We start from the raw sequence: 13,348 nt of genomic DNA on the forward strand, positions 1-13,348 counted from the left end.
ATTTCTTTAAACAGACTATCAGACAAAGTCTAAATAAATGGGTTATCGTTTGGACAATATGTCGAAAATTCGTATTTTTGCATTTCAAGAATTACGATGACGAAAGGTAAGAAAGGTAAAAACAATATGGCAAAAGACAATAAAGGGCTCACTCCGATGATGCGACAATTCTTTTCGATGAAAGAACAACACCCCGATGCGTTAATGCTCTTTAGGTGTGGCGACTTCTACGAAACGTATTGCGACGATGCCATAGAAGCCTCTAAAATTCTCGGCATAACGCTGACGCGACGAAACAACGGCGCAGCAGCGGGCGACGAGATGGCCGGATTTCCTCATCACGCACTCGATACCTTCTTGCCGAAACTTGTTCGTGCCGGAAAACGTGTGGCAATATGCGACCAACTCGAAGACCCGAAGAAAAAGCGCGAAGCTTTGAAAGGCAAACGGGGCTTGTCTGCCGAAGACAAAATGGTGAAACGGGGCATAACGGAACTTGTTACACCCGGCGTTGCCATGGGCGACAACGTGCTGAACTATAAGGAAAACAACTTCTTGGCAGCGGTTCACTTCGGCAAAGGAGCATGCGGCGTGAGCTTTCTCGATATTTCGACAGGCGAATTTCTTACCGGTGAGGGCACGTTCGACTATGTTGAAAAACTCATTGGCAACTTTTCGCCAAAGGAAGTGCTGTACGACCGCACACGAAAGTCAGACTTTGAATGCCATTTCGGTACACGCCTGTGTGTGTATGAAATGGAAGACTGGGTGTTTACCGACCTTTCTGCACGACAAAAACTACTGAAACACTTCGGAACAAAGAACCTAAAAGGCTTCGGTGTAGACCATCTGAACAACGGTGTAATAGCTGCCGGGGCTATCATGCAGTATTTGGAGCTGACCCAGCACACAAACATCAACCACATAACGTCGCTCGCTCGCATCGAAGAAGAGAAGTATGTGCGGCTCGACCGCTTCACCATTCGTTCCTTAGAACTTGTTGCACCCATGCAGGAAGACGGTTCTTCGCTGCTCAACGTGATAGACCGAACCATCACACCAATGGGTGGAAGAATGCTGCATCGCTGGCTTGTGTTCCCATTAAAGGACGTAAAGCCCATTAACGAGCGACTGGACATAGTGGAATACTACTTCCGTGAGCCTGATTTCCGCCAATGCCTGAACGACCAACTCCACCGCATGGGCGACTTGGAGCGCATTATTTCCAAAGTAGCAGCAGGCAGAGTGTCGCCCCGAGAGGTGGTTCAGCTGAAGATAGCCTTACGTGCGATACAGCCAATGAAGACCGCTTGCCTCTATGCGAACAACGAAGCCTTGAAGCGGGTAGGGGAACAGCTGAACCTTTGCGAGTCTATTCGCGACCGAATAGAGCAGGAAATAAAGCCCGACCCACCACATTTGGTAGCCAAAGGCGACGTGATTGCGCACGGTTTCAACGCCGAATTGGACGAATTGCGCTCCATTCGCGACAACGGAAAGCAAGTTTTGCTCGATATTCAAGAGAAAGAAGCTGCCCAAACAGGCATCAATTCGTTGAAAATAGGCTTCAACAACGTTTTCGGATACTATCTTGAGGTACGCAATACCTTTAAAAACAAGGTGCCGGCTGATTGGATTCGCAAGCAAACCCTTGCACAGGCAGAACGCTATATCACCCCCGAACTGAAGGAATACGAAGCCAAAATACTCGGTGCCGACGAGAAAATACTCGCCCTCGAAGCCCGTCTTTTCAACGAATTGGTGCAGGATATGCAGGAGTTTATTCCGCAAATACAAATCAATGCCAACCTTGTGGCACGCCTCGACTGCCTGTTGGCATTCGCCGATATAGCCGAAGAAAACAAGTATGTGCGCCCTGTGGTAGACGACAGTATGGTGATTGACATCAAAAAAGGTCGCCACCCCGTAATAGAAACCCAACTGCCGCTTGGCGAACAATACATTCCGAACGACGTATATCTCGACAACGAGCAACAGCAGATTATGATGATAACAGGTCCGAACATGGCGGGTAAATCGGCTCTGCTGCGCCAAACGGCTCTTATAGTACTGTTGGCGCAGATAGGTTGTTTCGTCCCGGCAGAGGGCGCGAGAATAGGTCTGGTCGATAAAGTATTTACACGAGTGGGGGCTTCCGACAATATTTCGCTCGGAGAATCTACGTTTATGGTGGAAATGACCGAGGCATCGAACATTCTGAACAATGTTACACCGCGCTCGTTGATACTCTTCGACGAGCTCGGACGCGGCACAAGCACTTACGACGGCATCAGCATAGCATGGGCTATCGTGGAGTATCTGCACGAACAACCGCGTGCCACGGCGCGCACACTCTTTGCCACACACTACCACGAACTGAACGAAATGGCAAAGAACTTCCGCCGAATAAAGAACTTCAACGTATCGGTGAAAGAGGTAGACGGCAAGATTATCTTCCTGAGAAAGTTGGAACGAGGGGGCAGCGAGCACTCTTTCGGTATCCATGTAGCCGACATTGCAGGCATGCCGAAGTCGATTGTGAAGCGTGCCAACGTGGTTTTGAAAGAACTGGAAACCGACAATGCGCAGGTAGGCAGCGTAGGAAAGCCGTCGGCAGAGAAACTTGAGAAGAGTAGGGAAGGGGTTCAGCTTTCGTTCTTCCAGCTCGACGACCCTGTATTGACGCAGATACGCGACGAAATAATCGGCTTGGACATCAACAACCTCACGCCGGTTGAGGCACTGAACAAGCTCAACGACATCAAGCGAATTGTACTTCCCAACAGTAAATAAAGTGTAAATATTTTTCAGAATAATATCTATCAGCTAACTATCTCGCTACCAACGCTTTGCAAAACCTATTGTTTTGCATTCCAAAACCGTAGGTTTTGCACGGTAAAAGCGTAGGTTTTACATCGCAAAACCTACGGTTTCGCAATGCAAAAGCGCAACTATCACTTTTTAAGAGAATTATATTTACAAAATCAAGACTGTTTTTCTGCTATAACAACTCCTTTACATCGAAAGACCTATTTGCCCGATTTGGTGCGGTTACACTTCATACAGAGCATCTGACAATTGTCTTCTACCGTCTTTCCACCTTTGTGCCAAGGTATGATATGGTCAGCTTCCATATTCTTAATATCGAAATGTTTCCCACAAATAGGGCAAATACCTTGTTGCTTTTCGTACACCACTCGACTGATTTGTTTGTCGAAAGTACGGATATTCAAATGTTTTTCGTTGCGTGTAAGCACATACTCGTAAATGCCTTTCTTGTCCTGCACTTCATTGTTTGCCATAAGTTCCGCAACTTCATCTTCAAGTTTCTTTGTGTCTAACGGCTGCTGTCCAAACTCATTGTAGAATAATCCCCACGGCAAACCTTTCATTTCATTCCGGTAAGTTGGGAAAATGGTCTGCACCCAGTTCATAACTTGCACGAAATAGAGCCACAATTCGTTGGCATTGGCATCGTGTTGATGGTCTGCCATATATTGTCGTATCTTCTCATCGGGTGTTCCTTTCGCCCCATTGTTAATCCAAAACAATACAAGCTGCAAAATTTCTTGGCGTATTGCTGTACCTTTTACATACTTATCGCCCAATCCCATAGCAGGACAACCGGTCTTCGAGAAATGGCGTTTTGCATCGGTGAGCCATTCACCCGTATATACAGCATTGCGAAGTTCTTGGTCGTAGAGTTTCTCTCCGGCTATATTGATGGTTTTAAACCATTCCAACTTCTCGCTGTCGGTGCCTTCACAGAAGTAAACCATTAGTTCGTAATTCAGTATTTGCGCTTGTTGGTCGTCTGTCAGGGTGTGGAAATACTCTTCTTTTATGGAGAAATCGTTGCTAAGATATTGGCAAATACTAAGTGTGCGCTGCTGCCCGTCCAGCACCTCGAAGCCGCCATCGTCTTTTTTCACCCAATACATTACATTTAGTGGGAAGTCTTTCCGTACCGTGTCGATTACAGCATTGCGTTGTTCGTCTTTATAAACAAACTCGCGTTGATACTTCGGACGCACATCAAGAAGTCCGCCGTAAGCCACCACACCCTCTTCAGAATCGTCTTTATATCCTTGAAAAAGGTCTTTCAATTTGATTGGTTTTAATTCTATTTTCATAATTACTTATTGTATAAAGTTTCCTATATATACTTTATTATTTGTCCTCCTCCATTGGTCAGTAACAATGGTTATTGTGTCTTCTTTTTAATTAATATCCTGAAGTATGGTTGTACTGTTTTCCCATTTAAATCAGTATAAACTAAATCTCTATCATCATTACCTTTCCTAAATCTAATTATTTCAAACTGTTTAGGGTTGTATTTATCCATAAAAGTTATTGGAACGCCCATTACTCCATCATAGTTCATCGGTATTTCCTTTGTTTTATTAACGTTAATAGCATCGTAATTGTCGTACTTTGGATATTCTTCGGGAGTATAATGCTTGTACAAAATAAGTTCCTCATGGCGTTTTTTAATGTCAAGATTAGTATACCAACAGCAGTTACGGAACTTTACTAACTGTGTATTTTCGTCATATACACCATTTGCAAATGTACGCCCGGTAGGGATAATATTAAAATAAGCGTTGCCACCTGAAAAGCCATTACCGAGCCATAGCTTATTATTTTTTATCAAAGGGAATATTTCCTTATAGGTTATTGCATTATAATTACCTATTACAATAAACTTTTTATCATATTCTATTAGCTGTGTAATATACTCACGGAACAAAGAAAAGGGCGGATTTGTAACGACTATGTCGGCTTGTTCTAATAGTTCTACACATTCTTTGCTGCGAAAATCGCCATCGCCTTTTAATGGTTTAACCTCTATTTCTTCATTATCAACGATATGGTTATCGTTTTTATCGCCTTCGTAAACAATATAAACGGCTTGTTCCGAATTGTTTTGAGAGAAGATATTAATATCTTTACTCTTGTAGCAAGTAGCGATAAGCCTTTTCAAGCCCAACAGTTCAAAGTTCAGAGCAAAATACTTAAAGAAGTTGCTCACACGTGGGTCGTCGCAGTTGCACAGCACTGTCTTCCCCTTAAAATGTTGTTTGTAGTGTTTCAATTCTCGCTCTATATCGCCAAGTTGCGTGTAGAACTCATCGTTCTTAGCCTTTTTGGCTAAGGTTAAAGTTTTATTCGCCATAGTATAAATGATACTTTGTACGAATACCGAATATTCAATAAAAAACGAGGAACGACCAAATACAACGAACGTGGACGTAAACTTATCCACGTTCTGAGGTACTTGGCCGAACCCACAATGCAGAAGATAAGTTAAACGCCCACGCATATTGCGCAGACGTTTACGACTTATTCCAACTACATTGGTTCTTTCTACGGCCAAGTTTCCAGAACGTTTTATAGAATAAACAGCAAACGCTTGTTATTTATTTCCAACAAAAATTTGAGCTTTCTTCGAACCATCAATTCCTCGATAAGCCCGTTCTACTCGTTTGCAAACTTACATATTTTATTTCATATTCTAAAGATTATTCCCATAAAATAAACGTGAGCCGGATATAATTTGTATGCAACGAGCCTGCTCTCGTCAATGATTTCAGTATTCATAGTCGGTTTTTGGAACAATAGATTGTAAGCTATCAGGTTTGTTGGAAAGTTATAAAAGGAACGATGAATACCGTTTAGATTTCTATGCTGCTGCCTCTGTATTCATCGTTTTATAGACAGAAAACAGACAATAAAAGTGTAAATATTTTTCAGAACAATATCTGTCAGCTAACTATCTCGCTACCAACGCTTTGCAAAACCTATTGTTTTGCATTCCAAAACCGTAGGTTTTGCACGGTAAAAGCGTAGGTTTTGCAGCGTAAAACCTACGGTTTCGCAACGCCAAATCGAAATTATCACTTTTTAAGAGAATTATCTTTACAATATTAAAGCGGTTTTCGCTCACGCCCTTAAACAGCAAAATAAAACCGTTTCCTCAATAAAGTTCTATTGAAACACTTCTACCCCCTTACAACATGGCTCTGCAATTAAGTAGCAGAGCCATTGTTGTAAGGTATTTCTTGTATCTTTCGGTCGCTTTAGCCGCTGTATTCTTTTCCTCTCGACCGCATTATCGACCATACGCCGAGTGCTATAAACGGTATGCTGAGTATCTGTCCCATATCGATTGGCAAGCCTGCCTCGAAGTCTACCTGCACTTCCTTTGTGTATTCGATGAAGAAACGGAAAGTGAAAATAAGTGCAAGACATAAGCCGAAGTAAAGTCCTGTACCCACTTTCTTGGGGTATTTCCTGTAAATAAGGAAGATAACCCAGAAGAAAACGAAGTAGGCAATGGCCTCGTAGAGCTGTCCGGGGTGACGCGGATAGGTATCGACATCGTAGAAAACAAATGCCCAAGGCACGTCGGTTACCTTTCCGATAATCTCCGAATTCATTAGATTGCCCAAGCGAATGAACACCGATGTTACGGTAGAGCAGATGCCCATAAAGTCTAACACGACCCAAGCATTCAGCTTTGTGCGCTTTATGTAAAGGTAAAGACCAACGAGGAGTCCGATAACTCCTCCGTGTGAAGCCAAGCCCTGATAGCCAACGAACTTCCAACCGCCACCGGCAAGGAACTTTATCGGGAGGAATATCTCAACGAAATGCTGCCATGAGTCGAAGAAATCTTGCGGTTCGTAAAAGAAACAATGCCCCAAGCGAGCACCAATAAACGCTCCAAGGAAGACGTAAATAAACATCGGGTCGAACTTTTCGCTCGCTATATTGTGGCGTTTAAAAAGCCATCGCATAAGGAAATATGCAACAGCAAAGCCTACAAGCCAGCACATTCCGTACCAACGAATGCCTATGGACCCGATACGCACAAGGTATTCGTCGGGTTGCCATGCTATATAAAGCAAGTTGTCTAACATTTTCTATCCCTCCTTAAATTACACATTGAAACGGAAGTGCATGATGTCGCCGTCCTGCACAATGTATTCTTTGCCTTCTACACCAAGTTTTCCGGCTTCGCGTACGGCAGCTTCCGAACCGTATTTCAAATAATCTTCGTACTTGATAACTTCTGCACGAATGAACTTTCTCAAAGTCGGTGTGGATAACGCCCGCACATTGAGGAGCCTTCCAGCCTTTTTGGAAAGTCCACGCTTTCACTTCCATCTCGCCGGCAGTGATGAATGTCTGAAGATTTAAAAGGTGATAAGCCTTATTGATGAGGCGGTTTACCCCGCTTTGTTCCAATCCAAGCTCGTCAAGGAATAGCTTCTTGTCTTCGTAACTCTCTAACGACGCAATGTCTTCTTCGGTCTTGGCAGCAATTATCATGGTTTCTGCACCTTCTTCGGCTGCGATTTTCTCTATTTGCTTGCTGTATTCGTTGCCGTCCTTTGCACTGTTTTCGTCCACATTGCAAACGTAAAGCACGGGCTTTGTGGTAAGAAGAAACAAGTCGTGAGCCGCTTGTTGCTCTTCCTTACTCTCAAATTGCACGCTGCGAGCGTTCCTGCCTTGCTCCAATACCTCTTTATAAGCATTGAGCACAGTTACCATTATCTTGGCGTCTTTGTTGCCCGCAGCGGCTATTTTCTGCTGTTTGGCAAGTTGCGCCTCGATGGTTTCAAGGTCTTTCAGTTGGAGTTCGGTATCTATAATCTCCTTGTCTTCTATCGGATTTACTGCTGCACCGCCTTCACGAACGATATTATCGTCCTCGAAACAACGAATAACGTGAATGATAGCATCGCATTCGCGAATGTTGCCAAGGAACTTGTTGCCTAATCCTTCGCCCTTGCTTGCACCCTTAACAAGGCCTGCAATGTCCACAATCTCGCAAGTTGCAGGCACTATTCTCCCCGGGTGCACAATTTCGGCGAGCTTGTTCAGACGCTCGTCGGGCACGGTAATAACGCCCAAGTTGGGTTCTATCGTGCAGAAAGGAAAGTTTGCTGCCTGCGCTTTGGCACTGCTCAGACAATTGAAAAGCGTAGATTTGCCCACGTTGGGCAAACCTACTATACCACATTTTAATGCCATATTCTAAATAAACGTTTATTTTCTTTTGGTGCAAAAATACTGTTTTATTTTGATATTAATCATCAATTGAGCATTATTTTGCACTTCGGTTCTAAATCTTGAGCGTATTTTGCTTGGGCTTTATTCGCCTCTGCCTTGCTATTGAAACGCCTTTGCTTCAGCTTCGGCTATGATGCTTTCTTTTTCGTTGGCTGCAACAAGAGAAGACTGCTCTTGCGTTTCTACCGGAGAAACGGTATCGTTTTGCTTAGTATTCGATAGTAAGATAAGGTCTTCCTCTTCTATTGTTTCAACAGTATCAGAGCTTTCCCGTCCTTCTAAAGCGAGACGGTTCTTCTTTGCTTCAAAAATTTCATCGGCAAACTTAGGTTCTTTGCGGATACGCCGGAGGGTTGCTTTAGCTGCTTCCTGCTGACTTTCCTTCTTTGAATAGCCTTTTCCTTCACCACAGGCAATATTTTCCAATACTACTTGGAAACTGAAAGTAGGGTTGCCTTCTTTATCTTTACCGAAAGAAAGCGGCTTAAACTCAAGGCAGACCTTATGTTTCTGCGTCCATTCTATGAGCTTCGACTTGAAGTTTACTTCCTTATAAGCCACCTTATCGATATTGATAAGCTCGCCTAAGATTTGCTTTTTCATGAACTTCATGCAGGCTGTGTAGCCGTGGTCAAGGTATAACGCACCTACCAAAGCCTCGAATGCGTTGCCACCAAGATAGCTATTGTGCGACTGCGAGTGCCCGCTCGACAGGATTAACTTCGTTATTCCCAAGTCGTTCGCCAACTTATTGAGCGTCTCTCGCTGCACTATCTTGGAACGAGTATTGGTAAGAAAGCCTTCGCGCTTGCCGGGAAAATGCTCGTAGACTATGTCGCCCACAATGGCATCTAATATGGCATCGCCTAAAAACTCCAAGCGTTCGTTATTCACGGGCTTTCCTTTGTCGTTCCTTCGTGCCACACTCTTGTGCAAAAGTGCCGTTTTATAATAGGAAAGGTTGTGAGGAAGCACTCCTATTATTTGATATAAAGACAAATAAAGCTCCTTTTCCTTGCGGAAAGGGAGCTTTATTTTATCGATAAACTTATTCAGCATACTTCTTGAAAATCACGCAAGCATTGTGCCCACCAAAGCCGAATGTGTTGCTAAGTGCAGCACGTACTTCGCGTTTTTGAGCCTTATTGAACGTAAAATTCAGGTTATAATCAATTTCTTCGTCCTTATCGCCCTCTTCGTGATTGATAGTTGGAGGGACAATATCGTTTTGAATAGAGAGCACACAAGCCATTGCTTCAACTGCACCGGCAGCTCCAAGCAAGTGTCCGGTCATACTCTTGGTAGACGAAATATTGAGTTTGTAGCTGCATCGCCGAAAAGCTGAACAATTGCCTTTACTTCTGAGACGTCGCCAACAGGAGTTGATGTACCGTGAACATTGATATAATCGATGTCTTCGGGCTTCAAACCTGCATCGTCGAGTGCCGCCTGCATTACCAAATTTGCTCCTAAACCTTCCGGGTGAGACGCTGTGATGTGGTGAGCATCGGCAGATTCGCCCTCACCAACCAACTCTGCGTATATCTTAGCACCACGAGCCTTTGCGTGTTCTAACTCTTCGAGAATCAAGCAACCTGCTCCTTCGCCCATAACAAAGCCGTCTCGGCTTGCTGAGAATGGACGAGAAGCGTGCGCCGGGTCATCGTTGCGAGTTGAAAGTGCATGCATTGCAGTGAAGCCGCCTACTCCTGCTTCGGTAATAGCAGCCTCAGCACCACCGCTGACAATCATGTCTGCCTTGCCCAAGCGAATTAAATTGAACGCTGTAGCAATGGCATTGGTAGACGATGCACAAGCCGATGTTGTAGTGAAGTTAGGTCCGTGGAAACCGAAACGAATGCTAATGTGTCCGGAAGCAATGTCGGCAATCATCTTTGGTATAAAGAAAGGATTGAATTTCGGTCCTTCTTCCTTATGAAGTGCGTAATAACCAATTTCTTCTTCAAAGGTTTTAATACCGCCAATACCAACTCCGTAAACCACACCGATGCGGTTTTTGTCGGCTTTCTCCAAGTCAATGCCGCAATCTTCTACACCTTGGATAGCACTGATGAGTGCCAACTGTGTGTAACGGTCGAGCTTACGCGCTTCTTTACGGTCGATATAATCGTTCACGTTAAGGTTTTTCACCTCGCAAGCAAACTTTGCCTTAAAGTTAGTTGTATCGAAATAAGTAATAGGAGCCGCACCACTCTTACCTTCCAGCATTGCTTTCCACGTTTCTTCAGGATTATTTCCCAATGGAGTAACTGCACCAAGTCCTGTTACTACTACTCTTTTTAATTCCATTAATTTGCTGATTTTAATTCTGTCATCGTGATTACGAGACGCTCTTAGGTTTCTTTCAGATATAGAATTAAGGAGTTAAGCAAAGAGTTCTACTATACACTTATGAAACGTAAGTAAAACGATTGGCTTAACTCCTTAACTCCTTTTTCTTGTCTTAGAGCCTGAATGAACGAAACCTAAGTAAGAAATAAGTAAATGTTAAAGATTAAAAGTCAGTTGGAAGCCGAAGCTCCCAACCATCATTTATATATCTTCTTACTTTGCGTTCTCTTGGATATAAGCAATAGCATCGCCTACAGTAGCGATCTTTTCTGCTTTATCGTCTGGAATAGAGATACCAAATTCTTTCTCAAACTCCATAATAAGTTCTACTGTATCCAAAGAATCAGCACCAAGGTCGTTTGTGAAACTTGCTTCCGGCTTTACTTCTGCCTCGTCTACACCGAGCTTATCTACGATAATTGCTTTTACCTTTGATTCAATTTCTGACATAATTGTTAAGTTTTAAAATGTTTACTATTAACTTTCTAAATTCTAAAATTCGGTTGCAAAGGAAAGATAATTTTTTCATACACGCAAATTTTTTGCTTAAAAAAGCACTTCACAATGCACAAAACATATACATTTGTGCAATAAAAACAGCACTTTTGATATTATATTGCGCTAAATCAAGACATTATAATATATGATTGTAACATTACTTCTACTCGTTCGGAACATCGTTTCCCAACTTTTAGAACATTAATTTGATATATTTTAGGCAACAAGGAGAGCTTTTGGGGTAAAAATGCTTTGCTTTTATCTTGTGTATATGATTTATTTGAACTATATTTGCAGAAAAATTAAAAGAGCAAAAATATGTCATTTACGGAACATTGCAACGAGATTTTTAGTCAAGCTATCCGCGATTACCACATCACGGACAATGTAGACACACCTATTAATAATCCATACGAAAGAGATTCTATTGAAAACCGATTGTATTTGAAGTGCTGGATTGACACGGTTCAGTGGCATTTTGAAGACCTTATCCGCGATCCGCACATCGTTCCTGAAGACGGAATGAGCTTAAAGCGTCGCATCGACCGTTCCAACCAAGACCGTACAGACCTTGTAGAACAGATTGACTCTTACTTCCGCCAACTCTATTCAGACGTGAAAGTACAGGAAGGAGCCACCATCAATACCGAAAGTCCGGCATGGGCAATAGACCGCTTGTCTATTCTTGCGCTCAAAATATACCACATGAAAGAGCAAGCTGAACGCACCGATGCATCGGCAGAACACATCGAAAAGTGCAAAAACAAGCTGAACGTGCTACTCGAACAGCAAGCAGACCTCGGGACGGCTATCGACCAGCTGCTCGACGACATTCAGGCAGGACGCAAATACATGAAGGTTTACCGCCAAATGAAGATGTACAACGACCCTGCTACAAACCCCGTACTCTACAAAAAGTAAAAGGTGAAAGCCGACCACATCATCATCATGCGGTTTTCTGCCATGGGCGACGTTGCCATGACGGTTCCTGTGGTCTATGCGCTTGCACGGCAATATCCCCACCTTCGCATCAGCGTTCTTTCTCGTCCGTTCGCCAAAGCATTCTTCAGCTATATGCCAAAGAATGTGGATTTCATGGCAGCCGACTTGAGAAACGACTACAAAGGCGTTAAGGGACTGAACCAACTATACGGCAGGCTGAAAGCAAAACAGCCTACAGCCATTGCCGATTTCCACGATGTGCTGCGCTCGAAATACATAAGAACACGCTTTTTCCTTTGCGGATACAAGACAGCGCACATCGACAAGCACAAGAACGGCAAGCGCAAACTGTGCCGAAAGAAGCATAAAGTAATGGAACAACAGCCCACATCGTTCCAAAACTATGCAGAAGTATTAAGCAAATTGGGCTATCCCATCGACCTTTCCTTCACTTCTTTATTCGCAAACGGTGGTAACCGGCTGTCGCAGCTCCCTAATATAATAGGTGAAAAGCCTGACGGCGAACGCTGGATAGGTATTGCTCCCTTTGCTGCCCACAACGGCAAGATGTATCCAAAAGAGCAGATGGAAGAGGTGGTAAAGGTGCTTTCCACCGAATACAGCAATCTCCGAATATTCTTTTTCGGCGGTGGAAAGGAAGAGAAACAGATACTCAACGCATGGGCAGCGAAGTACAAGCACTGCACCTGTGCTTCGGAAGTGTTGCACGGACTGAACGAAGAGCTCGTATTGATGAGCCGGCTCGACACCATGATTTCGATGGACAGTGCCAATATGCACCTTGCTTCGCTCGTCGGCACGCGCGTTGTAAGCATCTGGGGGGCTACTCACCCTTACTGTGGCTTCCTTGGCTGGAACCAAAAGGAGGAAGATGCCGTGCAAAACACCGAATTGGAATGCCGTCCTTGCTCCGTATTCGGCAACAAACCGTGCCACCGTGGCGACTTCGAATGTATGCACAGCATAGCCCCAAGTGCCATTATTGAACGGCTGAATTTATAATATAGTTTATTTTATACTATAATTAAGACTAAATAATAACACCTCACTGCAAAACAAACCTGCACAAATTCCTACCCACAATCTTGCTTCACAGAGGTTAAAAACAATGCAAAGAATTTATCAAAGCGTATCTATTGCGTAACCATCTCTTTATCAACGCATTGCAAAACCTATTGTTTAGCGTTGCAAAACAGCCGCTTTCGCAATGCAAAATCGAAATTATTATTTTCCAAAGAAATTATCTTTATAAAGTCGGAGCAGTTTTCCCACGTGTGGTTTAAAGTTTCTAGTAATCCTAGGAAGACTAGAAACACTAGATGAACATCTTTCCGGTCAATGCCGGAAACGCGGTAAACCATGCCCCAACTTCCCCCAGCACCGCCCTCAAGCAATAAAAAAGGAAAAATCATATCCCATCGAATTTCTACCGGACAATAACCTTTAACTGCCT

At 43.6% G+C, this 13,348-nt stretch carries 8 protein-coding genes and 3 pseudogenes; 3 read left to right on the forward strand and 8 right to left on the reverse strand.

Annotated features, from left to right (window positions below):
* The first annotated feature begins 126 nt into the window (after positions 1 to 126).
* A complete protein-coding gene (mutS, locus tag JCM15124_RS08620) occupies positions 127 to 2,793 on the forward strand; it encodes a DNA mismatch repair protein MutS (protein ID WP_024999106.1) in 2,667 nt (888 codons plus the stop codon).
* Positions 2,794 to 3,029: 236 nt separating this feature from the next.
* On the opposite strand, the gene JCM15124_RS08625 is transcribed toward mutS, so the two are convergent.
* The 7 genes and pseudogenes from JCM15124_RS08625 to JCM15124_RS08660 form a co-directional block, all read right to left on the reverse strand.
* On the reverse strand, positions 3,030 to 4,133 hold the full coding sequence (locus JCM15124_RS08625) for an HNH endonuclease family protein (RefSeq protein WP_024999107.1): 1,104 nt from the start codon (positions 4,131 to 4,133) through the stop codon (positions 3,030 to 3,032).
* A gap of 71 nt (positions 4,134 to 4,204) precedes the next feature.
* Positions 4,205 to 5,176, reverse strand: a complete 972-nt coding sequence (locus JCM15124_RS08630; RefSeq protein ID WP_024999108.1) for an adenine-specific methyltransferase EcoRI family protein — start codon at positions 5,174 to 5,176, stop codon at positions 4,205 to 4,207.
* A 904-nt stretch (positions 5,177 to 6,080) separates the two neighbouring features.
* Positions 6,081 to 6,923 (reverse strand): prolipoprotein diacylglyceryl transferase, encoded by an 843-nt coding sequence (gene lgt, locus JCM15124_RS08640; protein WP_024999109.1) that lies wholly within the window; start codon positions 6,921 to 6,923, stop codon positions 6,081 to 6,083.
* 18 nt (positions 6,924 to 6,941) lie between these two features.
* Positions 6,942 to 8,043 (reverse strand): annotated as a pseudogene (ychF, locus tag JCM15124_RS13875) (redox-regulated ATPase YchF).
* A 138-nt stretch (positions 8,044 to 8,181) separates the two neighbouring features.
* Positions 8,182 to 9,141, reverse strand: coding sequence for a ribonuclease III (gene rnc, locus JCM15124_RS08650; RefSeq protein WP_024999110.1), 960 nt, complete (start codon positions 9,139 to 9,141; stop codon positions 8,182 to 8,184).
* Positions 9,131 to 10,392, reverse strand: a pseudogene (gene fabF / locus JCM15124_RS13880) (beta-ketoacyl-ACP synthase II). Before fabF ends, rnc begins: the two are co-directional and overlap by 11 nt.
* Positions 10,393 to 10,647: 255 nt before the next feature.
* Positions 10,648 to 10,884: an acyl carrier protein gene (locus JCM15124_RS08660; RefSeq protein WP_004365096.1), complete on the reverse strand. Its 237-nt coding sequence runs from the start codon at positions 10,882 to 10,884 to the stop codon at positions 10,648 to 10,650.
* A gap of 366 nt (positions 10,885 to 11,250) precedes the next feature.
* On the opposite strand from JCM15124_RS08660, the gene JCM15124_RS08665 reads away from it, so the two are divergent.
* Together JCM15124_RS08665 and JCM15124_RS08670 are read left to right on the forward strand one after the other, a co-directional pair.
* Positions 11,251 to 11,853, forward strand: coding sequence for a DUF4254 domain-containing protein (locus JCM15124_RS08665; protein WP_024999111.1), 603 nt, complete (start codon positions 11,251 to 11,253; stop codon positions 11,851 to 11,853).
* Between the two features lie 3 nt (positions 11,854 to 11,856).
* On the forward strand, positions 11,857 to 12,897 hold the full coding sequence (locus JCM15124_RS08670) for a glycosyltransferase family 9 protein (protein WP_024999112.1): 1,041 nt from the start codon (positions 11,857 to 11,859) through the stop codon (positions 12,895 to 12,897).
* A gap of 170 nt (positions 12,898 to 13,067) precedes the next feature.
* Here JCM15124_RS08670 and JCM15124_RS16670 read toward each other — a convergent pair.
* Positions 13,068 to 13,348, reverse strand: a pseudogene (locus JCM15124_RS16670) (hypothetical protein); the annotation flags it as partial.

This window comes from Prevotella falsenii DSM 22864 = JCM 15124, from assembly GCF_000613945.1.
In the GTDB taxonomy this organism is placed as follows: Bacteria; Bacteroidota; Bacteroidia; order Bacteroidales; family Bacteroidaceae; genus Prevotella; species Prevotella falsenii.